We start from the raw sequence: 25144 nt of genomic DNA, 5'->3' as shown, positions 1-25144 counted from the left end.
GCGAAAGTGAAACCCGTGACCCACGCGACCCAGACCGTCCTCTTCATCTGCCAACACAATGCAGGTCGATCGCAGCTCGGCGCGGCCCTCCTCGAGTACCTGGCCGGCGACCGCTTCACCGCCGCCTCCGCGGGCATCTCCCCTGCCGACGCCGTGAACCCCGCCGTCGCGGCCACCGTCGCCGAACTCGGCATGGACATCGCTGACCGAGTGCCCCGCGCCGTCACAGTCGGCGATCTGGACACCGCCGACATCGTCGTCCTCATGAAGCCGGGGCTGACTCTGCCATCGAGCCCCCGCGGGAGGGTGATGGAATGGTCGTTCCCCGACCCGGCAGCCTGGAACGTCGCCGCGGTACGCCCGTTGCGCGAAGCGGTGTCCGAGAAGATTCGAGCGACGCTTCTCAACTGAGGCCGAGCGGCTGAGTCGTGGCCAGGCCGATGCCGCAGCACTCGCGTCACGTCCGCGACCGGTGGTCCGTTGCATCAATCGGCGGTCGGTGCCGTAGTCGGCGTTGCGGTGGCTGCCGCATCACTGCGACGGTGACCGCGCTGATCGGCGCCACCGGCTGAAGCCAGACGTGCCATCATCACAGGGCCCGCATCGAAACGGGCCCTCGGCATCTGCCGCCCGGCAGGAACGCGAGGTCCGAAAGCCGCCAGCATCCCGGCCGTGATCCGACATACGCTCGGGCCGCAACGGTCAGCGGTTTCACCTCCGGAGGGGCAGCGATGAATCAATCGAGCAGCAACCGGCGGATCGGCATCGAGTTCATCGCACTGGCGGTGGTGTGGGGATCGAGTTTTCTCTTCATCAAGCTCGCGCTCGACGGGCTCAGCCCCGCGCAGGTCGCTTTCGGGCGTCTCGCCTTCGGCGCCGTCACGCTGGCGCTGCTGATGACGATCACTCGCCGCAGGTGGCCGACGGGCCTGCGTACGTGGGCGCATCTCGGAGTCATCGGAGTGTTCCTCTGCGTACTCCCCTTCCTGCTGTTCTCCTGGGCGGGGCAGTACATCCCGTCGGGACTGTCGAGCATCTACAACGCCACCACGCCAGTGGCCACGCTGCTGGTCTCACTTGCGATCCTGCCCTCGGAACGCCTGACCCGCGCGCGCGTCGTCGGCCTCCTGCTCGCAGGGGTCGGCGTGGTCGTCGTGGCCGCCCCCTGGAGTTATCTCGGATCAGATGCGTGGAGCGGTCCCGGACTCATCGCGCAGGCCGCGTGTCTCGCGGCCACCCTGTCGTACGGATTCGCGTTCGCCTACACCCGCCGGTTCCTCAACACGGCGACGATGGATCCCACCGCCGTGGCGGCAGCTCAGATCGGCATCGCCGCGGTGATCCTCGGGGCCATGATGCCGTGGATCGGCATGGACCCCGTCGAGCTTTCTCCCACCGTACTGAGCAGCGTGATCGTGCTCGGCGCCGTCGGCACCGGACTGGCATACGTCTGGAACACGCGGATCATCCAGAACTGGGGCGCCACCATCGCGTCGAGCGTCACCTACCTCACCCCGGTCGTCGGGGTGCTGCTGGGAGTCCTCGTCCTCAGCGAGACTCTCCACTGGCACGAGCCGGCCGGCGCCGTGCTGGTCCTGCTGGGCGTTGTCGTGAGTCAAGGGCGCACGAGGGCAATCGTCGACTGGTTCGCGCGAAAGCGGCCATCGCGAGCGGCCACCCCCTCCGCCTGAGGAGCCGGTCGGCCGACGGCCGCGCCGCCACCCTTCGTGCGGAACGATTGACGCGGATTGACCGCCGCGAGCGTCAGGACATCAGCTGACGCATCTCGGCGTAGGTCAGCTCGACGTGCTTCTGGAACGTGATCTCCGGGTCGCCTTCCAGCCAACGCTGGAGCGACTCGGCGTATCCGATCATGCCGAATCGAGCAGTCAGCCGGGCGGCCGGCTCGGCGACCCCGGCCTCGACGAACGCAGAGCAGATCGTCTCCTCGTACTGCCGGTGCCGCGCTCGCTCTCGAGCCTGCAGGGCCGGGGAGGAGCGCACCAGTCTCCAGCGTTCGATCAGCTCCTCACGTCGATCCTCGACGCTCCGCGCAACCGTGATCGTCGCGTCGCGCATCGCGGCGATCGGATCATCCGTCAGGTGCTTGGTGGCGAGTTCCTGGGCGAGGAGTCCACGGAAGCTGTCGTCCTCAGCGAAGAGAAGGTCCTCTTTGTCCACGAAGTAGCGAAAGACCGTTCGCTCGCTGACTCCGGCCGCTGAGGCCACTTGGGCGACGGAGACTGCTTCGAATCCGTGGTCGATGAACAAACGCAGCGCCGAATCGGCGATTGCCAAACGCGTACGCGTCCGTTTCAGAGCTCGCAACCCGGATGCCATCGAACCAACGTACTGCGCCGTGCAGTCGCTGGCCAAGACAATTGTGGCAGTGACTGGCAATTGGCAGTCACTGTCATTATGCTGTTCGCACACGTTCCGATGCACGAGGAGTCTCATGCTGATTTTCATCGCGGGTGCAGCCACGCTGCCCAGCGGGCGCGACAGGTCGCCTTCCGTGACGTATTGCTCGCACGGTGCCTAGCGGGGGGATCATGGAAGCACTCGAGATACTCCGCCACGTCCTCGTGTTCGTTCACCTGATCGGGTTCGCTGTGCTGTTCGGCTCCTGGGCCGCCGAGGCGTACAACCGTCGCGTGCAGGTGACGCGACTGATGGACCTCGGCGTCTCGATCGCCGGTATCGCGGGCTTGATCCTGGCCTTGCCATGGGGCACCGATCACGAACTGAACTACGTCAAGCTCGGCATCAAACTGGTGGTGCTGACCGCCATCGGGATTCTGGTCGAACGCGGATTGTCACGCCAGCGCGCGGGCGGCGCCATTCCGGCCAGCGCATTCTGGGCCATCGGAGTCCTTACCCTGCTGAACGCGGGCATCGCCGTCATCTGGCGCTGACGCCTGGCGGAGGCAGCTGGTCGGCCTTGTTCACAGGGCTGATCATCGACTGCTGTCACAGCCGCGGATCGAGCCCGTGCTTGCCCGTGGTGACTCCGGCTTCCAGCCGCTCGAGCACGGCCGGTCCGTCACCGAGCGAGTGCATCTGCGGTCGGCCGGGTGGGTACACCCCGCGCTCGATGAGCGCGCTCAGCTCGGCGATCAGGGCGTCATAGCCGGCGGGATGCGCGGCGGCGAGCGCGCCGATGTGCAGGCTCCGCAACTGCGCATGGTGCTCGAAGATGAGATCCGCTGTCGAGACGGACCCGGGCCCCGACGATGACCCGAAGATCACCACCCGACCGCTGAACGGTTTGGCGACCGCCATGCTGGCTCCGAGCGTGTCCTTCCCGACGGACTCGAGAACGAGATCGACCCGCCCGGTTCGGTCGAGGATGGACCGGGCCAGCTCAGGATGCCGAGCGTCGATGACCTCGTCGGCGCCCAGTGCACTGAGCACGTCGTGCTTCGCCTGCGCCGCCGCGGCGATCACGCGAGCACCGTAGTGACGCGCGAGCCGGACGGCGGCTTGGCCGACTCCTCCCGCGGCAGCGTGGATGAGAACCGTCTCGCCCGCACGAACCTCTCCCACCGTTCGCAGCGCCGCCAGCGCGGTCGCCCAGTTGAGGATCATGCCGAGGCTCTCAGCGTCGCTCCAGCCGTCGGGGACAGCGACGAATCCGGCGGCGGGCACCGCGCTGTACTCGGCGAATGCGCGCCTGCCGTTGCCGATGATGTGCGATCCGATCGGGAAGGGATCGGCGATCCGCGAGCCGACGTCGATGACCTCGCCGACGACCTCGAACCCCGCGACGTAGGGAGGGCGCGGACCGCCGCCGTAAGTGCCGCGCGTCTGAGAGACGTCGGCGAAGTTGAGGCCGGCCGCGCCGACGCGGATCAAGTACTCGTTCGGACCCGGGTCGGGACGGGGGATGTCGGTGAGCACCATGTCGCCGGGGCCGTGCAGCGAGCGCTGGACGAGCGCTCTCATCATTCCGGGGAGAGCAGGGGTTCGCGGTTCGATCATTCTTCGAAGCTACGAAGCTGACACCGGTGTCAAGGTCAAGCGTCGTCTGAACGGTCCGATCCCAACGCGGCCAGATATTCCGCGAGTGCGGCCTCCTGAGCACTGAGCGCGGCGATCCGCGCCGAAAGCCGTGTGCGATAGCGGCGCACGTCGTCTACCAGAGCAGGATCGACTCCACCCTCGGGTTCCGGGGGCGCCTGAAGCACCCGCCGAATGAGCCTCACGGGCAGTCCGGATTCCAGCAGCGAGCGGATGACGAGCACCCGGTCGATCGTGCTGCCGCAGTAGTCGCGGAACCCGCCTGTCGTCCGCCCCGGCACGATGAGACCCTGATCCTCGTAGTACCGCAGGGACCGCGGACTCGCCCCGCTGGTCGACGCCGCCTCAGAGATCTTCACGCCGGATGCAACCACCGTTGCGACGCGGGGCTTCCCGGAGGCTATTCGCCGCGCTGATAGACGTCCGGGATGCCGTCGGCGTCGGCGTCCACCGCCTCCTGCTCGGCGATGGCCCGGTAGCGCCGGTTGCGGAGCCCCAGGATGACGGATGCCGCCGCGGCTGCGAGGACGGAGGCGAGGAGCACTGCCAGTTTCGCGGAGTCGTGCTCGAGGCCACGCGGGAAGCTGAGTTCGGCGACGAGCAGCGACACCGTGAAGCCGATGCCCGCGAGGACACCCACGCCGGCGAGGTCCACCCAGCCGAGGCCGTCGCTCATGCGGCTGCGGGTGAGCTTGGTGGACACCCAGGTCGACAGCACGATACCAATGGGCTTGCCGAGCACCAGCGCGCAGACGATCGCGATCGTCACCGGGTGGGTCAGCGTGTCGAGCAACCCGTCGCCGACGACCTGCACGCCCGCGGCGAAGAATGCGAAGACGGGCACGGCGAAGCCTGCGGAAAGCGGCCGGAACCGGTGCTCGAACTCCTCGGCGAGGCCGACGGTCTCGACGCCGTCGGCATCCGTCGTGCCGGAGCGGACCGGGATCATGAATCCCAGGGCGACGCCGGCGATCGTCGCATGGATGCCGGAGGCGTGGACGAACGCCCACACCACCACTCCGATCGGGAGCAGGATCAGCCAGGCCGCGAAGCGGTTGCGCAGGAAGAATCCTCGCCGACGCTGCGCGAGCAGCCCGTAGAGGGCGAGGGCGAGGATGGCGCCCGGAATCGGCATCGGATTCAGGTCGTCGGTGTAGAACACGGCGATGATCACGATGGCGATGAGGTCGTCGACGACCGCGAGGGTCAACAGGAACAGGCGCAGCGCCGCCGGCAGATGCGATCCGATGATGGCCAGCACCGCCACGGCGAAGGCGATGTCGGTCGCGGTGGGCACCGCCCACCCGCGCAGCAGTTCGGGTTGCGGACCGACGATGATCACATAGATCAGAGCCGGCACGACGATGCCTCCGACGGCAGCAGCGACCGGAACGACCGCCGTGCGGATGTCGCGCAGGTCACCGACCACGAACTCGCGCTTCAGTTCGAGTCCGACCAGGAAGAAGAAGATCGCCAGGAGGCCGTCGGCCGCCCACGCGCCCAGGCTGAGCCTGAGGTGCCACGGCTCGTAGCCGATCTCGAAGTCCCGCAGCGCGAAGTAGCTGTCGGCGAGCGGCGAGTTCGACCAGATCAGAGCGATCGCCGCCATCACGACCAGCAGCAGACCGCCGACGCTCTCTTTGCGCAGCAGCACACCGATCCTGCGCACCTCGCGGTAACTGCCGCGGACGGGGAAGACGGCGGGGAATGAGCGGCGGGTGTCAGCCATGGGAGCTCCGAGGTGTCGACGAACGATGTTGTCGACCAGGCTTCCCGACGCTCCTCCTCCACCCTATCGCGGGTGCGAGTCCGGATGCTGAGCGTGCCTGCGGACTTCAGCGTCGCCGCGGGATCGGGTGGAATTCCCGATCGAGGTAGACGACCGGCGTCCCCGGATCCCCGAGCAACACGTCGAGCACCTCGGCGATGACGACCGTCGACGAGCCGACGACCACCGAATGCAGCGCTCGGCAGCGCAGCGCCGCTCGCGCCGTGGGCAGAACCGGCTCGCCCGTCTCGAGCGCGGTCCAGCCCTGCTCGGCGGTGAAGCGGTCTGCGCCGCTGACGGCGAAGCTCTGGGCGAGCGCGGTGTGCTCATCGTCGACGAGGTGCACGACGAAGGTCTCGGCGCCGAGGATCGCGCCGGCTGAGCCCGTCGCCCGCGTCACAGAGAAGACGATCGCAGCAGGATCGACCGCAACGGAGGCGACGCTCGACGCCGTGAGTCCGACGGGGCCGGTCCCGGTGGCGGCGGTGATGATGGCGATGCCTGCCGGGTGGGATCGGAACGCCGCCTTCAATCGCTCCCCGATCGGGGTCGGCTGCGGATCGGCGGTCATCGTGTCAGCGGGGTCGAGGTCACCGTGCCACCCTAGAACCTCGAGTCCACTCGAGGTCAAATCGGCATCCAAGCGGCGTGACCTCAGCTCACCGTGAACTCCGACGCCAGCAGCACCTCATCTCGAGAAGAGGGCCCCACGAGCAGTTCGAACATGCCCGGCTCGACGAGACGGATGCCGTCGGCGTCGACGATCGTGCACTCGGCCACCGGCACCTCGAGCCGGACCCGTGCCGACTCACCCGGAGCGAGCTCGACCTGACGGTAGGCCTTCAGTTCCTTGTCCGTCCAGCTGACGCTCGTCACGGCATCGCGCACGTACACCTGCACGGTCTCGCGCACGTGCCTGTCGCCGGTGTTGGTGACCGTCACGTGACCCACGATCGTGTCGGTCTGATCGAGCGCTGTCTGCTCGAGCGACAGATCGGCATACTCGACGGTCGTGTACGAAAGTCCCTCGCCGAACGCCCAGGCAGGCGCCTGGGTGAGGTCGGCGTATCTGTCGCCGTGCTGCCCGCGGATCTGGTTGTAGTACGTCGGCTGCTGTCCCACGTGACGTGCGAACGAGATCGGAAGCCGGCCCGACGGCTCGACCGCCCCGGTGAGGATCTCGGCGAGCGCGCGCCCGCCCTGCATCCCCGGGTTCGCCGCCCAGACGACCGCCGCGGCCCGGGAGGCGGATGCCGGGAGCACGAGCGGCTTCGACGCCAGCAGCACCACGATCACCGGCTTTCCGGTGGCGATCACGGCGTCCAGCAGTGCGATCTGTCCGCCGATGAGCTCGAGCGTCGCGGTGGACCTCCCCTCACCGACGAGCTCGATGCGGTCACCGACGACCGCGATCACCACGTCGGCTCCGGCTGCCGCTGCCACCGCCTCCGCGATGAGCGCCTCATCGGGCGCGCAGGGCTTGACGATGGGCGGACGCGGCTGCCCATCAGGGAAGGTCGCCCCGGCCGGGTCCGGAGTGAGCGTGAGGATGTCCGCGCCTCGGGAGAACGTGACCTCCCACGGTGCGATCTCGCGCAGGCCGTCCAGCACCGTCGTGATCATCTCCCGCGGCTGGCCGTCCAGCCAGCCGGCCTGGCCCGAGCCGCCCGCCCAGTCGCCGAGCTGATTCTGCGCGTCGTCGGCAAGGGGCCCCACGACGGCGACCCGCCTGCCGGCTTCCGGTCGCAACGGCAGGAGGCCGTCGTTCTCCAGGAGCACGATCGAGCGCCGCGTGATCTCGAGGTTCAGGTCGGCGTGCTCGTCGCTGCCGACGATCTGCTCCAGCCCTTCGGCGGGAAGCCGCCGGTCCTCGAACAGACCGAGCTCGAACTTGAGGGTGAGGATCCGCCCGACGGGGACGTCGAAGGCGTCATCCTCGAGCAGGCCTCGGGCGACGGCGTCCAGCGCTCCCTCGAAGAAGCCGGGGGTGTTCATGATCACGTCGTTGCCCGCCCTGACCGCCGCGGCCGAGGCGTGCGCGTAGTCGGGCTGCACCCGCTGTTCCCAGACCATCCGTCCGACGTTGTCCCAGTCGGTGATGAGGGTGCCGGTGTAGCCCCACTCACCTCGCAGCACATCGCTGAGCAGCCAGTCGTTGGTGGTGATCGGTACGCCGTCCATGGTCTGGTAGCCGAGCATGAACGATCGGCAGCCCTCCCGCGCCACCCGCTCGAACGGCGGCAGGAACCACGAGCGGAGCTTCCGGCGCGAGATGTCTGCCTCGCTGGCATCGCGACCGCCCTGGGTCTCGGAGTACCCGGCGAAGTGCTTGGCCGTCGCGAGGATGGCGGTGGGGTCGTCGAGACCGTCACCCTGATAGCCGCGCACCATGGCGGAGGCGAGCTCACCGAGCAGGAACGGATCCTCGCCGAACGTCTCTCCGATCCGGCCCCACCGCAGATCTCGGGCGATGCAGATCACGGGTGAGAAGGTCCAGTGCACGCCAGTGGCGGCGACCTCGATGGCCGTCGCCCGCGCCACGCGCTCCACGAGCGCCGGATCCCAGGATGCCGCCATCCCGAGCTGCGTCGGGTAGATGGTCGCCCCGGGCCAGAACGAGTGTCCGTGGATGCAGTCCTCGCCGACGAGCAGCGGGATCTGCAGGCGGGTCTGCGCAGTCAGCGCGTTGGCGCGCACGATGCGCTCCGGCGAGGTGTGCAGGATGGAGCCCGCGTGCCGACGCAGAACGTGGTCGTCGAGGTCGTCTCTGGCATCGAGCTGCAGCATCTGCCCGATCTTCTCCTCGAGGGTCATCCGGCCGAGGAGATCGGCGACGCGTTCGGGGATGGGAAGTGCGGGATCGAGGTAGGGAAGGGAAGCGGTCAGGGTGTCAGTGGTCATCTCTTCGCGTTCTGCGTCGTGTTCTGCGTGGAATTCGTGTTCGAGGGGATGCCGGGGACGGCGCGCACGGCCGTCACCGGGTCGTTCACGTCGAGCCCCTTCTTCTTCATCGCTCTGGCGCGGTCTCCGGCCGAGCGGAGCCGGGGGTTGACGTATTCGTCGATCCCGAAGTTGATGAGGGAAAGGGCGACGCCGATGATGGCGATGCAGAGGCCGGCCGGCACATACCACCACCACAGCCGCGGGAAGGCGCCGTTCTGCTGCGCCCAGAACAGGATCGTTCCCCAGTTGAGGTTGTTGACGGGGATCACGCCGATGAACGCCAGCGTCGTGAGGCCGAGGATCGCCGCGGTCACGGTGCCGACGAAGCTCGAGGCGATCAGCGCCATCAGGTTCGGCAGCATTTCGATCGCGATGATGCGGCGCAACGGCTCGCCGTTGGCACGCGCGGCCTGGATGAAGTCGCGGTTGCGCAGTGACATCGTCTGGGCGCGCAGCACCCGGGCACCCCATGCCCACCCGGTGATCCCGAGGACCGCGGCGATCACGATCAGCGGCGGGTTGTCGAACTGAGAGGCGACGATGATGATCAGCGGCAGGCCGGGGATCACGAGGAAGACGTTGGTCAGCGCCGAGAGCGACTCGCTCTTCCAGCCCCGCAGATAGCCGGCGATGACGCCGATCGCGATCGCGATGATCGTGGCGATGACCGCCGAGAGGAAGCCCACGACGATCACGCCGCGGGTGCCGTAGATGATCTGGCTGAGGACGTCCTCTCCCATATGGGTCGTGCCGAGCCAGTGCTCGAACGACGGCGGCTGCCTCAGCGCCGTGCGGTCCTTCTGCGTCGGCCCGTAGGGTGCGATCCACGGCGCGAGGAGCGCGACGACCACGAACACCCCGAGGATGATGAGCCCGGCGATCGATTTGCGGTTGCGGAACATCGCGAACGCCTGTGCGAGCTGCGTCCGGAAGGTCTTCTGCGGCGCCGCGGTGACCGGGGCGCGAAGGGTCGCCGTCTCCGGCATCCCGGTGACGACGGGGGTGCCGTCCGGGGCGTTGCTGCCGGTGGATGTGGGAACGGTCATCTCAGGCCTCCGTCTGGCGCGTGCGCGGATCGAGGTATGCGTAGACGACGTCGGCGAGGATGTTGGCGACCAGCACCGACAGCGTGATCACCAGGAACACGCCCTGCATGAGCGCGTAGTCCTTGGCGTTGGTCGCATCGAGCAGGAGCTTTCCGACGCCGGGATAGCTGAACACCATCTCCATCACGATCGTGCCGCCGACGATGAATCCGATCGACAGCGCGAAGCTCTGGATCTGCGGAAGCACAGCGTTGCGCGCGGCGTACGCCCACAGCACCCTCTTGTTCGGCATGCCCTTCGCCTGCGCGACGGTGATGTAGTCGTCATCGAGCACGGTCAGCATCATGTTGCGCATGCCGAGCATCCATCCGCCGAGAGACGCGATGATGATCGTCAGCGCGGGGAGCGTGCCGTGCGCGATCACCTGCCCGATGAAGTCGAGACTCCATTCCGGCGACTGGCCCTTGCCGTAGGCATGTGAGGAGGGGAACCACTTCAGCGTCGACGAGAAGATCGCGATGGCGATGAGACCGAGCCAGAAGTACGGGATCGTGTTGAAGAACGTGGTGATCGGGATGAGCGCGTCGAGCCTGCTCCCCCGCTTCCAGCCGACGATCGCCCCGCCGATCGTACCGATCGCGAAGGAGATCACGGTCGCGAGCCCGACGAGGCCCAGCGTCCACGGCAGCGCCGAGGCGAGCACCTCCCCCACCGGCCGCAGGCCGTGCAGGGTCGAGATGCCGAGATCTCCACGCAGCAGCATGGCCCAGTACTCCACATACTGCTGCCAGACCGACTTGTCGGAGTCGATGCCGAGCAGGATGCGCAGCGCGTCCGCCGCCTCCGGACTGATGTTGCGGTTGCGCGCGAGATACGAGCTGACCGCGTCGCCCTTCATGAACCGCGGCAGGAAGAAGTTGATGGTGATCGCGGCCCACAACGTGAACAGATAGAACGCGGCGCGCCCCGTGAAGAAGCGCCACGGCACGCGGCGCTTGCCAGGCTCGGCGGCCGTCGCGGTCGTTCCGACATCGATCGCGTCGCGCTCGACCTCGCCGTCCTGGTCGAGCTGGGGGGCTGCGGTGGTCACTGTGCACCTCCGGTCGAGGCGGACGCGAAGTGCTTCTCCGGATCGGGGGAGGCGGCGCGCAGCTCTCGCGTGTAGGGATTCTGCGGATTGAGGATGACGTCGTCGGCGGTGCCGTACTCGACGACCCGGCCCTGATTGAGCACCATGATCTCGTCGCTGAAGTGACGTGCGGTGGCGAGATCGTGCGTGATGTAGAGCACCCCGAGGCCCTCTTCGCGCTGCAGATCGGCGAGCAGGTTCAGCACGCCGAGCCGGATGGACACATCGAGCATCGACACCGGTTCGTCGGCGACGAGCAGCGAGGGCCGCGACGCCAGGGCACGCGCGATGGCGACCCGCTGGCGCTGACCGCCGGACAGCTCGTGCGGACGACGATCGATGACGGCATCCGCGTCGAGACGCACGCGCGCGAGGAGTCGCCGCACCTCGTCGTCGGTCTGATTCTTCGGCACCACGTCGTCGAGCCGGAGGGGGCGCTCGATGTGATACCGGATCGAGTGGTACGGATTGAGCGAGGCGAACGGATCCTGGAACACCATGCGCAGCTGCTGGCGGTATCGCCTGAGCGCCTTGCCTCGGCGCGGTATCGGCGCGCCGTCGAGCAGCACCGCCCCGCTGGTGGGTGTCTCGAGCTGCGTGAGGATCTTGGCGATGGTCGACTTGCCGCTGCCGGACTGGCCGACGAGCCCGATCGTCTGCCCGGACACCAGCGTGAAGCTCACGTCATCGAGCGCTTTGAGCTGGCCCGCTCCGCGCAGGTTGTAGGTCTTGGTCACGTTCTTGAACTCGAGGGTGGTCATCGCGTCAGCACTCCTCGCTGTCCGGTCAGCCGGGGGAAGGAGGACAGCAGGGTCTTCGTGTACTCGTGCTGCGGCTGAGTCCAGATCTGCTCGGCGGTCGCGAGCTCGATGATCTCGCCCTCGCGCATGATCGCGATCCGGTCGCTGATCTCCAGCAGCAGCGGGAGGTCATGGGTGATGAAGATCACCGAGAAGCCGAACTCGTGACGCAGCTGCGAGATCTGCGCCAGGATCTCGCGCTGCACCAGGACGTCGAGAGCCGTCGTCGGCTCGTCCATCACCATCAGCTGGGGTCGCAGGGCGAGCGCCATCGCGATCATCACGCGCTGTCTCATGCCGCCGGAGAGCTCGTGAGGGAACGAGTCGATGCGGTGCCGGCCGACCTTGACGACCTCGAGCAGCTCTTCCGCCTCGGCTCTGCGCTGCCTGCGGGTCAACCGCGGGCGGTGCACCTCGTACACGTCCTCGAGCTGGGACCCGACGGTCGCGACAGGGTTCAGCGCGTTCATCGCCCCCTGGAAGACCATCGAGACCTTGTCCCAGCGGAAGCGCTGCATCGCGTCGACGCCGAGTTCGTTGATGTCGACGTCGATCCCGGACGCATCGTGGAAGGTGACGGTGCCGCCGGTGATCACCGCCGGGGCGCGCAACAGGCGCTGCAATCCGTACGCGAGCGTCGTCTTGCCGCATCCGCTCTCGCCGGCGAGACCGAGGATCTCGCCGCGCTCCAGTTCGATGGTCACGTTCTTCACCGCCGGCACGGGCGGGTCGACGTCGTACACGACCGAGAAGTCGCGCACGCTGAGCAGGGGGTCTGGCATGGGGGTGTCCTTCGTCGAGGGGTGGGGAGCCGGAGCCGTGGCCCCGGCTCCCCACCCGCAGCTCCTACTCCGCGGGCTTCAGCTTCGTCAGGATCTGCACGATGTTCTGCTGCGTCGGGTCGGCAGAGGCGTAGGGATCCTCATCGGAAGGCCAGCCGACGTAGTTGCGCGTGTTGAACTCGCCCAGCAACGGGTGAGCACCGAGCGGGATCGCCGGCACCTGCTCGACGAAGATCTGCTGCAGGGTCTGCAGCGCGGTCGTGCGCTCCTCGTCGGACGACGCGTTCGCGTACGTGTTCAGAGCCTCGGTCGCCGCCGGGTCCTCGAAGCGGCCGAAGTTGAAGCCGGCGACGCCTTCGGGCGAGATCCAGCGCGGGTCCATGGTCGAGGTGTAGAGGCCGTAGGCCGTGCCGCTGTCCTCGAGCCAGTGGATGATCGCCGAGAACGTTCCGTTGTCGCGGGGGTCCGCCCAGCCACCCCAATCCGGCATGTCGATCTTGACCTCGGCACCGATCGACTCCTTGACGTCTTCCGCGATCAGCTCCTGTGCGGTGTTCCAGTCGCTCCAGCCGGAGGGCACCGAGAGAGTGAACGACACCGGTGCGCCGTCCGGGTCGATGAGGGCGTCGCCCTCCCACGTGTACCCGGCGGAGGTGAGGAGCTCGCGAGCCTTGTCGGGGTCGACGGAGTACTCCTGGCCCTGGAACTCGGGCTGGATCTCGTCTTCGAGGATCGACGAGAGGCCGGTCACCGACCAGACCGGTTCGCTGGCACCTTCACGGGCGATGTCGACATACGCGTCGCGATCGATCACCCAGGCGAGAGCCTGACGGAAGGCCGGGTCGTCGAACGGCTTCTGGTGGAGGTTCATGAACAGAGTCGCCGAACCCGTCGTCGGTGCCGCCCAGAACTTGTTGTGCTCAGGATCGGCGTCGATGAACTGCTCCTGCACCTGCGGGATGAACGCCTGCGCCCAGTCGGCCTCGCCCTGAGCGAGGGCCGTGGTCAGGGCCGTGTTGTCTCCGTAGGAGACGTAATGCAGTTCGGGCACGGCGAGGTCGCCTGCCCAGTAGTCGTCGCGTGCGGCGAGCGTGACGGATTCGGTCGACCAGTTGGTGAGCTCGTACGGGCCGGTTCCGACGAGGTCGTCGCCCTTGACGGGGTCGGTGGCCGGGTCTTCGAGGTTCTCCCAGATGTGCTTCGGGACGATCGGGACGTGCAGGACGCGTGCCTGGTTGACGTACTTCGACTCGCCGAACGTGAGGGTGACGGTGTCGCCATCGACCTCGGCCCCCTCGAACTTGAGCCCGGCGGTGTCCAGCGCGGGCGTGGAGACGAGCTCGTACGTGAAGACGATGTCGTCAGCGGTGAACGGTTCGCCGTCGCTCCACGTCACGTCCTTGCGGGGCACGATCGTGAGCACGGTGTAGTCGTCGTTCCACTCGATGCTCTCGGCGAGCCACGGGGTCACACCTCGGTCACCGGTCTGGTTGACGAGTCCGAGCGACTCGAAGATGACCTTGCCGTAGCCGTACTTCGATGCCGACGAGTCGCCCACGTACGGGTTGTTGGATTCTGTGGTGATCGCGCCGTCGGGCTTGGCGATCGTGAGCGCGGGTGACTCGCCGGAACCGCTTCCGTTCGAGCCACCGCCGGCGCAACCGGCGAGCGCCGATACACCGAGGGCGGCGATCGCGGTGGCGGCGATCAGGGACTTTCTGAGCTTCATTGCTTCTCCTTGGGCACGGGTCGTTGTGCTGCGCGGCGACGGGACGGCATCGCCTCGCTTCGCTGTATTACTTACTGTCGAGAAAGTAAGCTAACGCGAGGTTACTCATTGGTAAGTAGAATGGCAAGCACGGATGCCGACGAAAGGGAGCGAAGCGGTGACAGACATCGATGAGCCGTCGCGTGTGCGCCCAGCCACCCGTGCGAAGCGGGAGCAGATCCTGAAGGCCGCTGTCGACATCTTCGGCAACAAAGGCTCGACGAACGGCACACTCGCCGATGTGGCCGAGCAGGTCGGTCTCACCCACGCCGGGGTGCTGCATCATTTCGGGTCGAAGCAGAAGCTGCTTCTCGAAGTTCTCGCCTATCGTGACGAGACCGATGTGGCCGACCTCGTCGAGAAGCACATCCCGGGCGGTCCCGAGCTGTTCCTGCACCTCGTGCGCACGGCCTTCGCCAATGCGCACCGGCCGGGCATCGTGCAGGCGTACGCGGTGCTCTCGGCAGAGTCCGTGACCGACGATCATCCGGCGCGCGAGTATTTCGAGGAGAGGTACGTCACCCTTCGCCGCGAGGTGAACGCCGCGTTCCGCGCGCTCTGCGCTCAGGAGGGCGTCACCGAGCCCGACGTGATCCATCATGCGTCCGCCAGCATCCTGGCCGTCATGGACGGACTGCAGCTGCAGTGGCTGCTGCACCCCGAGGTGATCGAGCTCGGCGAGGCGAGCGAGTTCGCGATCCGCGCGATCGTCAATGCGGTGCTGCGGCCGGGGCCGGAGCTTGCGACCTACCGTCGCCCTGACTGAGCGCGGGCGCGGCGATAGGCTCGTCGGCATGGCCATCGACCTCGAAGCGCTCTACATCGACCTGCACCAGCATCCGGAACTGTCGTTCCAGGAGACGCGAACGGCCGGCATCGCCGCCGCGCACCTGCGCGATCTGGGGCTGGAGATCGAAGAGGGTGTCGGTGTGACGGGTGTCGTCGGGATTCTCCGCAACGGCGACGGGCCCGTCGTGTGGCTGCGCGCCGACATGGATGCGCTGCCCGTCGAGGAGCAGAGCGGCCTCGCGTACGCGAGCACGGCCAAGGGGGTGGACCCAGCAGGAAACACCGTGCCGGTCATGCACGCGTGCGGCCACGACATGCACGTGACGGCGATGATCGGCGCGGTCGAGAAGCTCGTCTCCGACCGTGACGACTGGTCGGGCACGCTGGTCGTCCTGATCCAGCCGGCCGAGGAGTACGGTGCCGGCGCTCGCGCGATGCTCGCCGACGGCATCATGGACCGCTATCCGAAGCCCGACGTGGTGCTCGGCCAGCACGTCACTCCGCTTCCCGCCGGAACGATCGGCGTGCGCCCCGGCACGCAGATGGCGGCATCCGACGGACTCACCGTGACGCTTCATGGCCGTGGCGGCCACGGCTCACGCCCGCACTCGACGATCGATCCGATCGTGATGGCGGCGGCGACGGTCATGCGCCTGCAGACGATCGCCTCGCGCGAGGTCGATCCGCGCGATGTCGCGGTGGTCACCGTCGGCTCGATCCACGCGGGCCTCAAGAACAACATCATCCCCGCCGAGGCGAAGCTCGAACTCAGCCTGCGCTACCCGAACGACGAGATGCGCGACAGAGTGCTGGCGAGCGTCGAGCGCATCGTGCGCGCTGAGGCCGCCGCATCGGGCGCCGAGAAGCAGCCCGAGATCCGCACCGACCACACGTTGCCGCCGACGATCAACGATGAGGATGCGACGGCACGCGTCACCGCCGCTCTCAAACGGGTGCTCGGCGAGGCCTCCGTGATGGACCCGGGAATGTTCACGGGCAGCGAGGACGTGTCGTGGTTCGCCCGTGACACCGGTGCCCCACTCGTCTTCTGGTTCTGGGGCGGCATCGACCCCGCTCGGTTCGCCGCGGCAACGGCGGCCGGCACGCTCGACCGCGACATCCCGACGAATCACTCGCCGTTCTTCGCGCCCGAGATCCACCCGACGATCGATGTCGGCGTGACGGCACTGTCAACGGCGGCGCGCGAGTTCCTCGGCTGACGCGGCGTCCGGGACGGGCTCCGAGCCGGCGTCACGCGGTCTCACAGCGGGCGAACGGCGATGGACTCACGGTCGTATGCCTGCCGCGCGGAGCGCAGGCACCGCGAACAGAGGATCTCGACGCGCCACGGATGACCTTCCCCACAGACGCAATCGATGCTGACGCGCCACTTCGCCCGCCGCCCGCACGGTTGATATGCTGCCTCGTCACCGTGATCGCATTCACAGCGCTGGCGTCCGCGGTCGATGCCGGTGAGTTCGTCGACGTCGACCGCCTCGTCCGCGCTGATCATCGCCTGACCCATCGTCGCCTCGCCTCCACGCTTCCCAGGTGATGCTCCCAGAGCTCGCCTGCCGGCCGCAAGGCCGCTCGGCCCGATCTACGCGGTCAGCCGCCGATCGCGTTCATGCCGCGTGCAGGCTGAAGGAACGACGGGTCGTCGATCGCGTGGCCGGGGAGCTTGCCGAGCACGCACGAACGCAGTAGCGCGGCGATGTCACCGGCGCGCTGCCCGGGGACGGAGCCGCCGCCGCGAAGCAGCGCGGTCAGGTCGTACTCCGCCATCGAGAACAGGCAGTTGCGCAGCTGGCCGTCGGCCGTCAGGCGCAGTCGGTCGCACGCGCCGCAGAACGGCGCCGTCACCGAGGCGATCACGCCGACCTCGTGAGGTCCGCCGTCGAGGCGCCACTTCTCGGCGGGCGCACCGCCGCGGCCCGGGACAGGTTCGAGTTGCCACCGTTCGCCGAGCTTCGCGAGTATCTCCTCACGCGTGACCATCGTCGCGCGGTCCCAGGTATGGCCGGCGTCCAGCGGCATCTGCTCGATGAATCGCAGCTCCGCCCCGACATCCATCGCGAAGGAGACAAGGTCGACGAGTTCGTCGTCGTTGACCCCGCGCATCGCGACCGCGTTGAGCTTGAGAGGGCGGAGTTCGGATGCTGCGGCTGCCGCGATGCCCTCGAAGACGTCGTCGAGCCGGTCGCGCCGGGTGAGGTCGGCGAAGCGCTGCCGGTTGATCGTGTCGATGCTGATGTTCAGGCGCGTGAGTCCGGCGTCGATCAGCTGAGGGAGCTTCGCCGCGAGACTGATGCCGTTCGTCGTCATCGCGACCTCGACAGGCCCTTCGGCGCCCTCGATGCGGGCGATCCGTCGCACGACCTCGACGATGTCGGCGCGCAGCAGCGGCTCACCACCGGTGAGACGGAACGTGCGGATGCCGAGCGAGGCGGCCACCTCGGCGACTTCGACGATCTCATCGGTCGAGAGGATGCTGGTGCGAGCGAGCCACTCGTTGCCCTGCTCGGGCATGCAATAGGTGCACCGCAGCGAGCAGCGGTCGGTCAGCGAGATGCGTAGGTCGCGGTGCACGCGACCGTGGGTGTCGACGAGTGGGCCGGTTGCGGCTTTCGTCGCGGCGACGGGCGCGGCGCTCGAAGTCCGAACACCGATGACGACCGGAACGGCCCTCATCGCATCGCCTCGGACCCCGTCATGTCCTGAGCGTAGCCCGCGCGAGAACCGGCGGGATCGTTCGTGCGTCGATGAACGGCACATTGCCAGGGCGGCGGGTCACACTGCGGGGACGAGCCGCACGTCCGAGGGAGCCACGTGCAGCCGGATCACGTCGCCCGGTACTCGTCCCGCTACCTCGTGAAGAGAGAGGTCGACCGCGCAACCGGACTGAGTATGCGCCCGCACACCGGCGAGGGTGGGTTCGAAGCGGGTGATGGTCGTCTCCCATCCATCTGGCGCGTCCGCGGCGAGAATCCGAACCGCATCCGCACGGAACACAGCTGCGATCCGGGCGCCACCGTCAGCGGCGAGCGCGCGCGATTCGGCATCCGCACTGGTCAGACGGATGTGGCCGCTCTGCCACGCGCCCTCGCTGGCGATGCCGACGAGCCGGTTGACCCCGGCGATCGACGCGACGAAATCGGACGCGGGTGCCGAGAGCACCTCCCGAACGGGCCCTGCCTGCGTGGCGCGACCCGATTCCACCACGATCAGCCGATCCGCCAGCGCGACGGCGTCGGCGGCGTCGTGCGTGACCGCCACGGTGGTGGTGCCGGCGAGCTGGTCTCGCAGCATCCGCCGGATGTCTCCCGCGGTCTCGGGGTCGAGCGCGACCAGCGGCTCGTCGAGCAGCACGACGCGGGGGGATGCCGCCAACGCGCGCGCGACGGCGACGCGCTGTCCTTCCCCGCCCGAGAGCTCGCGCGGCATCCGGTCTCCGGCACCGGGGAGCCCCACGCGGATGAGCCACTCCTCGGCTGTGTCACGCGCCGTGCGGGCGGCCGCCCCTTTCGAGCGGGGGCCGAAGGCGACGTTCTCGCGGACGGAAAGGTGGGGGAACAGACGCGCGTCCTGACCGAGCAGCACGACACCGCGATCCATCGGCGTCGCACGCACCCGCGGCGCGGCGACGCGGTCGACGGTGCGTCCCTCCACCGAGATCTCCCCGGCCGTCAGCTTCTGCAGCCCCGCGAGCGCCTGGAGAAGGGTCGACTTGCCGGCCCCACTGGGCCCCATCACGGCCAGCGTCTCCCCCGTGGCGGCCCGCATCGCGACGTCGACGGTGAAGTGCTCCCGCTTCACAACGATATGAGCGCACAGACCCGGCACCTCGGCGCCGTCCCCCACGCTCATCGGGCCGCACCCGGTCGCCAGCCACGCACGAGCAGCAGCACCGCGATCGCGGCGGCGAGCAGCAGCAGTGACAGGGCGACGGCCGCACCCCGAGACACTCCGGCCCCGTTGAATGCGGTATAGATCGCCAGCGGCATCGTCTGCGTGACGCCGGGGCGATTACCGGCGAACAGTGCCGTCGCGCCGAACTCGCCGATCGCCCGAGCGAAGCAGAGCACGATGCCCGCGACGATCCCCGGAGCCGCGAGCGGAAGCGTGATGCGACGCAGGATCGTCCATCTGCCTGCGCCGAGAGCCGCCGCCGTGCGCTCGTAGTCGACACCCGATGTGCGCACGGCCCCCTCGACGGCGAGCACCAGGAACGGCAGGGCGACGAACGTCTGCGCGAGCACCACGGCGGGCGTGCTGAACGACAGCCCGAAGCCTCCCAGCCAACCCGCGCGTCCGAAGAGATACAGCAGAGCGACGCCACCCACCATGGGTGGCAGCACCAGGGGCACCGTCACGGCCGCGCGCAGCACGGCCGCGAGCCGCGGGCTCGAGCGGGCGATGAACAGCGCCAGCGGCACTCCGATGAGGATGCACAGCACGGTGGCGGTGAGTCCGGTGCCCAGCGAGAGGGCGAGTGCCGACAGGGCGGCGTCGGAGGTCACATCGGCGACGAACGTCGACCACTCGACGCGCGCGATCAGTGCCGCGAGCGGCAGCACGAGGAAGGCGAGCCCGATGGATGCCGGGACAGCGAGCGCACGGGGGGCGTACCCGCTCGTGTCGGCGGCGCTCACGGCGTTCCGAACCCGAAGTCGGCCAGGATCGCCTGCCCGGCATCCGACAGCACGAAGTTGACGAACGCCGAAGCGGTGCCCGGGTTGCGTGCGTCCGTGAGTGTCGCGATCGGGTAGCGGACCACAACCTCCTCCGCGCCCGCGGGGACGATCGTCTCGACGTCGTCACGACCGATCGCATCGGTGGCGTACACGAGTCCGGCATCGGCCTCGCCGGCGGTGACCTTCGTGAGCACGGCCGTCACGTTCTGCTCGAGGCTGGCGGGTTCCAGTGCGATGCCGGCGTTTTCAAGGAGGGTCGCGGATGCCGCGCCGCAGGGAACCGCGGCGTCGCAGAGCACGGTGACCCCGTCGGCGAGGTCGGCGAGGGTCTGCACATCGCCGGGGTTGCCGGTGGGGACGGCGATGACCAGTGTGTTCGAGGCGAACACACTCGGCTCGCCGGCTGTGCTGTCGAGCTGGGCCATGGTGTCGTCGTCGGCCGTCGCGATCACGTCAGCGGGAGCGCCCTCGAGCAGTTGCGTGACGAGCGTCGGCGAGCCGTCGTAGACGTGACTCATCTTCACCCCCGGATGCTCGGCGGTGAAGGCGTCGCCGATCGCGTCGAACGCGGCGGAGAGCGACGCTGCCGCGTACACGACGAGGTCGCCGCTCGGGGCGCGCTCCGCCCCGTCCGGCGTCGGCGCGGCACCTGCGGAGCAACCCGCGAGCACCGCTGCGGCAGCGGCGGCGAGGACGACGGCTGAACGACGCAGGGAACGGCTCATGTCAGCCCTTCGGAACCTCGACCGTGACCTGGGTCGCCTTGACCGAGGCCGTCGCCAGCGACCCGACCTCGAGCCGGAGTTCGCGCGCGGCTTCGGCCGACAGCAGCGATACCACCCGGTGGGGGCCGGCCTGGATGTCGACCTGCGCCATCAGTCCGTCGATCTGCACGCGGGTCACGATTCCGACGAACCGGTTGCGAGCACTGGAGCGGGCGTCGATCGGATCCGGAGACTCGGTGGCGAGTGCGATCGCGCGTTCGGCGAGCGCGTCTCCTGGGATCTCAGCGGGCACCGCATCGGTGACCGGCAGCACACCCTGGTCCACCCAGCGCCGCACCGTGTCATCGCTCACTCCGAGGAGCTGGGCTGCGCGGGCGATGCGATAGCTCTCCATCGGTGCATACTACCGCAGATGCGGTCTCAGACGGGAGAATCATCCGCTTCTGCGTCAGCCACCTCGTCGACCCGCTGCTGCCGGCGACCGCTGTGCCCTGGACACGCCGCTCGACGGGGCGCATGATGACCACATGACAGCGTTTCAGACGACACACGCGTTCAGCGGCTTCAGCGTCGATTCCATCGACGCCGCCCGATCCTTCTACGGCGACACACTCGGCATGGAGGTCACCACCGACGCGATGGGCTTCCTCAACATCGCCCTTCCGCAGGGCGGGTCGATCTTCGTCTACGAGAAGCCGGATCACTCTCCGGCGAGTTACACGATCCTGAACTTCCCCGTCGACGATGTCGAGGCCGCCGTCGACGATCTCAACGCACGCGGCGTCGTGACCAAGATCTACACCGACCCCGACTCCGGGACAGACGCCAAGGGCATCTCGCACGGCGGTCCGGGCCAGGGGCCGGACATCGCCTGGTTCAAGGACCCCGCAGGCAACGTCCTCTCCGTGCTCGCGGCGAGCTGACCGCCGGATCCGCGAGCTCTCGCGCGTCGCTACCCGGCCCGGTCGGCGGCGGGGACGGCCGCGATCGCGCTCACCTCGACGAGCGCGCCCGGCACGGCGAGACCTGTCACCGTGACGACGCTCACCACCGGCGCCGCGCCGCCGAGGGCTGCCGCCGCGACGGGGTAGGCCGCGACGAGATCGACGCCGTCGACGATGATGATCGTCATCGAGACGAGGTCTTGCATGTCGGCATCCGCTGCCCGCAGCGCCTCGCGGAGGTTCTCCATCACCCTGCCGACCTGAGCGGCCGCATCGCCGGCCCCGACGAGCTCGCCCGAGCCGTCGACGGCGTTCTGCCCGCCGACGAACACCGTGGCGAACCCCGGTGGAACCACGGCCACATGGTTGAAGGCGGGCGATTGCACCAGGCCCGCCGGAGAGATGAATCGGATCGATGTCATCGAGGCTCCTTTCGATCGAGACGCAGGGACAGCAGGCAGATCGCGAGCGCCACCGCAGCGGCCGAGGCGGCGACCACGGGCAGCACAGTCAGCCCTGGGCCGTCGACGATCAGCGCACCCGACCAGGCGCCGATCGCGATCCCGGCGTTGAAGGCGACGACGGCCATGGCGCTCGCCGCCGTACGCAGCCGGTCGCTCGCCAACCGGAGGGTTCTCGCCAGCAACAACGGTGGAAGGGCGCCGATGGCGATTCCCCACACCACGAACGACACGATCGCGGCCGGCAGCGATTCGGCGCCCGCAGCGAGCGCCAGGAGCGCGACGAAGAGCAGCGCGAGGGCGGCGATCATGGCCGCCCTCGGAACGCGGTCCGCGGCGAAGGTCACGATGACGAGCCCGATCAGCCCCCCGACGCCGGAGAGGAGCAGAAGCACGCCGACGGCCTGCTCGGGGATGCCGACGCGATCTGTGAGGAACGGCGAGACGTAGGTGTAGAGGGAGAAGTGCGCGAACGCCACGAAGAGCTGTACGAAGACGATGAGGATGACAGGAACGAGCGTGGCGTCCGACCCTCTCCGGTCTCCTTTGTCCGCACGAGATCCGGCGATGGCCGGCAATGTCAGGCGGATGACGAGGGCGCAGGCGGCCAGCAGCGCTGCGAGCATCCAGAACGTCGAACGCCAGCCCGCCGCCTGCCCGATGAAGGTGCCCAGCGGCACGCCGAGGAACACCGCCACAGCCGCTCCGGCGCCGGTGATCGTCACCGCCCGGCCGGTGTGAGCGGGTGGGGATATCGCGGCGGCGAAGACCATGACGGTCGACCAGAATGCGCCGTGCGCCGCCGCCGCGATGATCCGGCAGACAGCGACGACCTCGAACGTGGGCGCCAGCGCCAGGGCGATGTTGGCGAGCGCCATCACGGCGAGCGCTCCGACGAGAAGCGCGCGACGGTCGAGTCGGCGCAGCAGCCGCGCCAGCGGAAGACTCGCGACGGCGATCGTCACCGCCCATGCCGACACCATCAGCCCGGCGGCGCTGACGCGGATGCCGAACTCAGCGGCCACGTCGGGCAGGAGCCCGGCCGGCACCAGTTCGACGGTCACCGTCGCCCACACGGCGGCCGCCAGCAGCAGCAGGGGCGCGACGCGAAGGCGAGCGCCCGCCTCCGCTGGCGGATTCGTAATTGTGCGACCCATGCACGATAGTATTCCGGTGGCCGCACCGAACATCAAGAGGCGGTCACCGGAATCAGAAAGGCGATACGGATGCCGCTCGAAGAGCTGATGACGCTCGGGCGCGCCGTCCCCATCACACGGTGGGGAGAACCGGTGCTGCATCGACCGTGCCGGCCGGTGACGGACTTCGGACCGGAGCTGTGGGACCTGCTGGGCATCCTCTTCGCGACCAATGCCGCCGCGGACGGGGCGGGGCTTGCGGCACCCCAGATCGGCGCGGATCTCTCGGTCTTCGTCTACGACTGCGAAGACGCCTTCGGTCGGCGCCGGCAGGGCCTCGTCTGCAATCCGACGATCGACCTCGCCGCCGACCCGGTCGACGCGACAGACCTCGAGGGATGCCTGTCGTATCCGGGCGCCGCCGTGCCCGTGGCACGACCGGATTTCGCCGTCTGTCGCGGGCACGATCAGTACGGCGATCCGATCACCGTCCGAGGCACGGGGACTCTCGCCCGGTGCCTGCAGCACGAGAGCGATCACGTGAACGGGATCGTGATGGCGGATCGGCTGTCGGTGGAGCAGCGCCGCGAACTCCGTCGCGAGATGAGAAGAAACGCCGCGCACTACCCCGCCACCTGGCCGGCATAGACACGCGAAAACGGGAGCGCCGCTCAGCGACGCCCCCGGTTTCAGGGGTGGGATACCCTCGTCTGACGATCGTCAGCGCTGCTTCGCGAACCGCGCCTCCGCCTCGGCCCACTCCGCAGCGCGAAGCTTCGCGAGCCGCATCTCCTCGGTCTCATCGAAGACGTACCACTGATCAGCGGGCTGGTCGGGCAGTGCACCACGAAGGAACTCCCCCAGGTAGTGCAGTGGCCCTTCCCACCCGATGGCGGGGCTGAACTTGTCCCCGGAGAGATCGGTGTGGAAGACGTCGGCGACCGAGGCATGCTCGAGCTCGAGCCATGTCGCGTCGTCGCCGTCGTCGACCAGGCGCACCTCGACCTCGTCGGCTTCACCGCGGTCGGGCGGGAGCCATTCCAGGCGGAGGAGATTCGGGGCCTCGCAGACGAGGATGCGTCCGCTCGCCTGTCCTTCGAACGCGTAGTGCCCTCCTTCGCGGAAGTCTCCGCTCACGGGCAGGAAGAAGCGATCGATGCGATCCGGTGACGTGATGGCCACCCACACCTCGTCGATCGGCGCCTCGAAACGGCGACGGAGCACCACCGCGTGCGCGGGCCCGTCCTCGATGTTCCGACGCGTGACGATTCGTTCGATCGCGTGCAGACTCGCTTCCTCGTTCGCGATGTCACTCATGCGTGTTCTCCTCTTTCTCGATGGGTGTGCGCCGATCTCTGGTCGACGTGGTGATGGATCTGGATCAGGTTCCCGCAGGTGTCGTCGAAGACCGCCGTGGTGGTCGCCCCCATGACGGCGGGCCGCTGGGTGAAGTGGACACCCAGGCTGCGCAGGTGCTCGTACTCGCTGTCGACGTCGTCCACCGCGAACGAGTGCGCCGGGATGCCGTCGGCGGCGAGCGCCGCTCGGAACCGCGTCACCGCCGGGTGCGCGGCCGGCTCGAGAACGAGCTCGACACCGTCACGATCTGTCGCCGAGACGAGTGTCAGCCAGCGATCGGCCCCGAGCGGAACGTCGTGCTTGACGAGGAATCCGAGCGTCTCGGTGTAGAACCGGCGGGCCCTCTCCTGATCGTCGACGAACAGGGTCACCCAGGTCACGCGCATCCCGGTCCTTCTGGGGTTCAGCTCCTCGCGGGATTCCGCCGGACCGCTGCGCCTTTCGGGCGTCTGCTCGAGCCAGCGATCGATGACCGGCCGCAGCGGGGAGGTGTCCAGGAAGAGCAACTTGTACCGCCCTTCGCGCCTCGACGTGACCAGGCCGACCCTCTCCAGCACCTCGAGGTGCTGCGAGACGGCTTGCCGCGTCGACGTGAGAGCGTGATTGGTGACCAGACGCGCGCACAGCTCGAAGAGCGACTGGCCGTCCTTCGCTTGCAGCTCGTCGACGATCGCACGACGTGTCGGATCCGACAATGCGCTGAAGACGTCCATCTCACCCTCCTGGTCAGGCAAGCGGGGGCTTGCCTGACCAGGATATGCAAGCCAGCGCTTGCCTGTC

At 68.3% G+C, this 25144-nt stretch carries 28 protein-coding genes; 7 read left to right on the top strand and 21 right to left on the bottom strand.

Annotated elements, in window-relative coordinates; genetic code table 11:
• Positions 1-15: 15 nt before the first annotated feature.
• The gene (locus tag RIN18_RS08015) at positions 16-411 is read left to right on the top strand and encodes a low molecular weight phosphatase family protein (RefSeq protein ID WP_309103435.1); all 396 of its coding nucleotides are present in this window, start codon (positions 16-18) and stop codon (positions 409-411) included.
• Positions 412-731: 320 nt separating this feature from the next.
• A complete protein-coding gene (locus tag RIN18_RS08010) occupies positions 732-1691 on the top strand; it encodes a DMT family transporter (RefSeq protein WP_309103434.1) in 960 nt (319 codons plus the stop codon).
• 73 nt (positions 1692-1764) lie between these two features.
• Here RIN18_RS08010 and RIN18_RS08005 read toward each other — a convergent pair whose 3' ends face one another.
• A complete protein-coding gene (locus tag RIN18_RS08005; RefSeq protein ID WP_309103433.1) occupies positions 1765-2484 on the bottom strand; it encodes a TetR/AcrR family transcriptional regulator in 720 nt (239 codons plus the stop codon).
• A gap of 68 nt (positions 2485-2552) precedes the next feature.
• Here RIN18_RS08005 and RIN18_RS08000 point away from each other — a divergent pair, with 68 nt between their 5' ends.
• Positions 2553-2915, top strand: a complete 363-nt coding sequence (locus tag RIN18_RS08000) for a Fe-S protein (protein WP_309103432.1) — start codon at positions 2553-2555, stop codon at positions 2913-2915.
• Between the two features lie 55 nt (positions 2916-2970).
• Here RIN18_RS08000 and RIN18_RS07995 read toward each other — a convergent pair whose 3' ends face one another.
• The 10 genes from RIN18_RS07995 to RIN18_RS07950 all read right to left on the bottom strand — a co-directional run bounded on the left by RIN18_RS07995 (position 2971) and on the right by RIN18_RS07950 (position 14217).
• Entirely contained in the window at positions 2971-3981 is a 1011-nt protein-coding gene (locus tag RIN18_RS07995; protein ID WP_309103431.1) for a zinc-binding dehydrogenase, read from the bottom strand.
• Between the two features lie 35 nt (positions 3982-4016).
• Complete coding sequence (locus RIN18_RS07990; protein WP_309103430.1) at positions 4017-4379, bottom strand: MerR family transcriptional regulator; 363 nt, start codon at positions 4377-4379, stop codon at positions 4017-4019.
• Positions 4380-4420: 41 nt separating this feature from the next.
• Positions 4421-5749, bottom strand: a complete 1329-nt coding sequence (nhaA, locus tag RIN18_RS07985) for a Na+/H+ antiporter NhaA (protein WP_309103429.1) — start codon at positions 5747-5749, stop codon at positions 4421-4423.
• A 106-nt stretch (positions 5750-5855) separates the two neighbouring features.
• Positions 5856-6359, bottom strand: coding sequence for a flavin reductase family protein (locus RIN18_RS07980; protein ID WP_309103463.1), 504 nt, complete (start codon positions 6357-6359; stop codon positions 5856-5858).
• Positions 6360-6442: 83 nt separating this feature from the next.
• Complete coding sequence (locus RIN18_RS07975) at positions 6443-8689, bottom strand: glycoside hydrolase family 3 N-terminal domain-containing protein (protein WP_309103428.1); 2247 nt, start codon at positions 8687-8689, stop codon at positions 6443-6445.
• The gene (locus RIN18_RS07970) at positions 8686-9777 is read right to left on the bottom strand and encodes an ABC transporter permease (protein WP_309103427.1); all 1092 of its coding nucleotides are present in this window, start codon (positions 9775-9777) and stop codon (positions 8686-8688) included. The genes RIN18_RS07975 and RIN18_RS07970 overlap by 4 nt, the downstream gene beginning before the upstream one ends.
• A gap of 1 nt (position 9778) precedes the next feature.
• Positions 9779-10867, bottom strand: coding sequence for an ABC transporter permease (locus RIN18_RS07965; protein WP_309103426.1), 1089 nt, complete (start codon positions 10865-10867; stop codon positions 9779-9781).
• Positions 10864-11667 (bottom strand): ATP-binding cassette domain-containing protein, encoded by an 804-nt coding sequence (locus RIN18_RS07960; RefSeq protein ID WP_309103425.1) that lies wholly within the window; start codon positions 11665-11667, stop codon positions 10864-10866. The genes RIN18_RS07965 and RIN18_RS07960 overlap by 4 nt, the downstream gene beginning before the upstream one ends.
• Positions 11664-12488, bottom strand: a complete 825-nt coding sequence (locus RIN18_RS07955; RefSeq protein WP_309103424.1) for an ABC transporter ATP-binding protein — start codon at positions 12486-12488, stop codon at positions 11664-11666. The genes RIN18_RS07960 and RIN18_RS07955 overlap by 4 nt, the downstream gene beginning before the upstream one ends.
• A gap of 64 nt (positions 12489-12552) precedes the next feature.
• The gene (locus tag RIN18_RS07950; protein ID WP_309103423.1) at positions 12553-14217 is read right to left on the bottom strand and encodes an ABC transporter substrate-binding protein; all 1665 of its coding nucleotides are present in this window, start codon (positions 14215-14217) and stop codon (positions 12553-12555) included.
• 133 nt (positions 14218-14350) lie between these two features.
• On the opposite strand from RIN18_RS07950, the gene RIN18_RS07945 reads away from it, so the two are divergent.
• Together RIN18_RS07945 and RIN18_RS07940 are read left to right on the top strand one after the other, a co-directional pair.
• Positions 14351-15022, top strand: a complete 672-nt coding sequence (locus RIN18_RS07945; protein WP_375163511.1) for a TetR/AcrR family transcriptional regulator — start codon at positions 14351-14353, stop codon at positions 15020-15022.
• Positions 15023-15050: 28 nt separating this feature from the next.
• Positions 15051-16265, top strand: coding sequence for an amidohydrolase (locus tag RIN18_RS07940; protein WP_309103421.1), 1215 nt, complete (start codon positions 15051-15053; stop codon positions 16263-16265).
• Positions 16266-16306: 41 nt separating this feature from the next.
• Here the strand turns inward: RIN18_RS07940 and RIN18_RS07935 are convergent, their stop codons facing one another.
• From RIN18_RS07935 to RIN18_RS07910, 6 genes are all read right to left on the bottom strand, one after another.
• A complete protein-coding gene (locus RIN18_RS07935) occupies positions 16307-16558 on the bottom strand; it encodes a hypothetical protein (RefSeq protein ID WP_309103420.1) in 252 nt (83 codons plus the stop codon).
• A gap of 95 nt (positions 16559-16653) precedes the next feature.
• On the bottom strand, positions 16654-17736 hold the full coding sequence (moaA, locus tag RIN18_RS07930) for a GTP 3',8-cyclase MoaA (protein WP_309103419.1): 1083 nt from the start codon (positions 17734-17736) through the stop codon (positions 16654-16656).
• Between the two features lie 99 nt (positions 17737-17835).
• Entirely contained in the window at positions 17836-18912 is a 1077-nt protein-coding gene (locus RIN18_RS07925; protein ID WP_309103418.1) for an ABC transporter ATP-binding protein, read from the bottom strand.
• A complete protein-coding gene (gene modB, locus RIN18_RS07920; protein ID WP_309103417.1) occupies positions 18909-19697 on the bottom strand; it encodes a molybdate ABC transporter permease subunit in 789 nt (262 codons plus the stop codon). The genes RIN18_RS07925 and modB overlap by 4 nt, the downstream gene beginning before the upstream one ends.
• Positions 19694-20464 carry a molybdate ABC transporter substrate-binding protein gene (gene modA / locus RIN18_RS07915; protein ID WP_309103416.1) on the bottom strand — a complete coding sequence of 257 codons (771 nt, stop codon included), beginning with the start codon at positions 20462-20464 and terminating at the stop codon, positions 19694-19696. Before modA ends, modB begins: the two co-directional genes overlap by 4 nt.
• Position 20465: 1 nt before the next feature.
• Positions 20466-20858 (bottom strand): TOBE domain-containing protein, encoded by a 393-nt coding sequence (locus tag RIN18_RS07910; RefSeq protein WP_309103415.1) that lies wholly within the window; start codon positions 20856-20858, stop codon positions 20466-20468.
• A gap of 133 nt (positions 20859-20991) precedes the next feature.
• Here RIN18_RS07910 and RIN18_RS07905 point away from each other — a divergent pair, with 133 nt between their 5' ends.
• Positions 20992-21387 (top strand): VOC family protein, encoded by a 396-nt coding sequence (locus RIN18_RS07905; protein ID WP_309103414.1) that lies wholly within the window; start codon positions 20992-20994, stop codon positions 21385-21387.
• Positions 21388-21416: 29 nt separating this feature from the next.
• Here RIN18_RS07905 and RIN18_RS07900 read toward each other — a convergent pair whose 3' ends face one another.
• A complete protein-coding gene (locus RIN18_RS07900; protein ID WP_309103413.1) occupies positions 21417-21830 on the bottom strand; it encodes a RidA family protein in 414 nt (137 codons plus the stop codon).
• The gene (locus tag RIN18_RS07895; protein WP_309103412.1) at positions 21827-23026 is read right to left on the bottom strand and encodes an MFS transporter; all 1200 of its coding nucleotides are present in this window, start codon (positions 23024-23026) and stop codon (positions 21827-21829) included. The genes RIN18_RS07900 and RIN18_RS07895 overlap by 4 nt, the downstream gene beginning before the upstream one ends.
• Positions 23027-23095: 69 nt before the next feature.
• On the opposite strand from RIN18_RS07895, the gene RIN18_RS07890 reads away from it, so the two are divergent.
• Complete coding sequence (locus RIN18_RS07890) at positions 23096-23653, top strand: peptide deformylase (RefSeq protein WP_309103411.1); 558 nt, start codon at positions 23096-23098, stop codon at positions 23651-23653.
• Positions 23654-23725: 72 nt separating this feature from the next.
• Here the strand turns inward: RIN18_RS07890 and RIN18_RS07885 are convergent, their stop codons facing one another.
• Together RIN18_RS07885 and RIN18_RS07880 are read right to left on the bottom strand one after the other, a co-directional pair.
• Positions 23726-24322: an SRPBCC domain-containing protein gene (locus RIN18_RS07885; RefSeq protein WP_309103410.1), complete on the bottom strand. Its 597-nt coding sequence runs from the start codon at positions 24320-24322 to the stop codon at positions 23726-23728.
• Positions 24319-25077, bottom strand: a complete 759-nt coding sequence (locus RIN18_RS07880) for a VOC family protein (protein ID WP_309103409.1) — start codon at positions 25075-25077, stop codon at positions 24319-24321. Before RIN18_RS07880 ends, RIN18_RS07885 begins: the two co-directional genes overlap by 4 nt.
• Between the last annotated feature and the right edge of the window lie 67 nt (positions 25078-25144).

It is taken from the genome of Microbacterium sp. (assembly GCF_031179285.1).
Classification (GTDB): Bacteria; Actinomycetota; Actinomycetes; order Actinomycetales; family Microbacteriaceae; genus Microbacterium.
Note: the sequence above shows the minus strand (reverse complement) of the source record. Positions and strands in the feature narration are given on the sequence as shown.

What these genes read in the sequence shown, in the direction of transcription:
- RIN18_RS08010 (WP_309103434.1), top strand. Translation starts at nt 732, where the DNA reads ATGAATCAATCGAGCAGCAACCGGCGGATCGGCATCGAGTTCATCGCA.
- RIN18_RS08000 (WP_309103432.1), top strand. Translation starts at nt 2,553, where the DNA reads ATGGAAGCACTCGAGATACTCCGCCACGTCCTCGTGTTCGTTCACCTG.
- RIN18_RS07995 (WP_309103431.1), bottom strand. Translation starts at nt 3,981, where the DNA reads ATGATCGAACCGCGAACCCCTGCTCTCCCCGGAATGATGAGAGCGCTC.
- nhaA (WP_309103429.1), bottom strand. Translation starts at nt 5,749, where the DNA reads ATGGCTGACACCCGCCGCTCATTCCCCGCCGTCTTCCCCGTCCGCGGC.
- RIN18_RS07980 (WP_309103463.1), bottom strand. Translation starts at nt 6,359, where the DNA reads ATGACCGCCGATCCGCAGCCGACCCCGATCGGGGAGCGATTGAAGGCG.
- RIN18_RS07975 (WP_309103428.1), bottom strand. Translation starts at nt 8,689, where the DNA reads ATGACCACTGACACCCTGACCGCTTCCCTTCCCTACCTCGATCCCGCA.
- RIN18_RS07970 (WP_309103427.1), bottom strand. Translation starts at nt 9,777, where the DNA reads ATGACCGTTCCCACATCCACCGGCAGCAACGCCCCGGACGGCACCCCC.
- RIN18_RS07960 (WP_309103425.1), bottom strand. Translation starts at nt 11,667, where the DNA reads ATGACCACCCTCGAGTTCAAGAACGTGACCAAGACCTACAACCTGCGC.
- RIN18_RS07955 (WP_309103424.1), bottom strand. Translation starts at nt 12,488, where the DNA reads ATGCCAGACCCCCTGCTCAGCGTGCGCGACTTCTCGGTCGTGTACGAC.
- RIN18_RS07950 (WP_309103423.1), bottom strand. Translation starts at nt 14,217, where the DNA reads ATGAAGCTCAGAAAGTCCCTGATCGCCGCCACCGCGATCGCCGCCCTC.
- RIN18_RS07945 (WP_375163511.1), top strand. Translation starts at nt 14,351, where the DNA reads ATGCCGACGAAAGGGAGCGAAGCGGTGACAGACATCGATGAGCCGTCG.
- RIN18_RS07940 (WP_309103421.1), top strand. Translation starts at nt 15,051, where the DNA reads ATGGCCATCGACCTCGAAGCGCTCTACATCGACCTGCACCAGCATCCG.
- RIN18_RS07935 (WP_309103420.1), bottom strand. Translation starts at nt 16,558, where the DNA reads ATGATCAGCGCGGACGAGGCGGTCGACGTCGACGAACTCACCGGCATC.
- moaA (WP_309103419.1), bottom strand. Translation starts at nt 17,736, where the DNA reads ATGAGGGCCGTTCCGGTCGTCATCGGTGTTCGGACTTCGAGCGCCGCG.
- RIN18_RS07925 (WP_309103418.1), bottom strand. Translation starts at nt 18,912, where the DNA reads ATGAGCGTGGGGGACGGCGCCGAGGTGCCGGGTCTGTGCGCTCATATC.
- modA (WP_309103416.1), bottom strand. Translation starts at nt 20,464, where the DNA reads ATGAGCCGTTCCCTGCGTCGTTCAGCCGTCGTCCTCGCCGCCGCTGCC.
- RIN18_RS07910 (WP_309103415.1), bottom strand. Translation starts at nt 20,858, where the DNA reads ATGGAGAGCTATCGCATCGCCCGCGCAGCCCAGCTCCTCGGAGTGAGC.
- RIN18_RS07905 (WP_309103414.1), top strand. Translation starts at nt 20,992, where the DNA reads ATGACAGCGTTTCAGACGACACACGCGTTCAGCGGCTTCAGCGTCGAT.
- RIN18_RS07900 (WP_309103413.1), bottom strand. Translation starts at nt 21,830, where the DNA reads ATGACATCGATCCGATTCATCTCTCCGGCGGGCCTGGTGCAATCGCCC.
- RIN18_RS07895 (WP_309103412.1), bottom strand. Translation starts at nt 23,026, where the DNA reads ATGGGTCGCACAATTACGAATCCGCCAGCGGAGGCGGGCGCTCGCCTT.
- RIN18_RS07890 (WP_309103411.1), top strand. Translation starts at nt 23,096, where the DNA reads ATGCCGCTCGAAGAGCTGATGACGCTCGGGCGCGCCGTCCCCATCACA.
- RIN18_RS07885 (WP_309103410.1), bottom strand. Translation starts at nt 24,322, where the DNA reads ATGAGTGACATCGCGAACGAGGAAGCGAGTCTGCACGCGATCGAACGA.
- RIN18_RS07880 (WP_309103409.1), bottom strand. Translation starts at nt 25,077, where the DNA reads ATGGACGTCTTCAGCGCATTGTCGGATCCGACACGTCGTGCGATCGTC.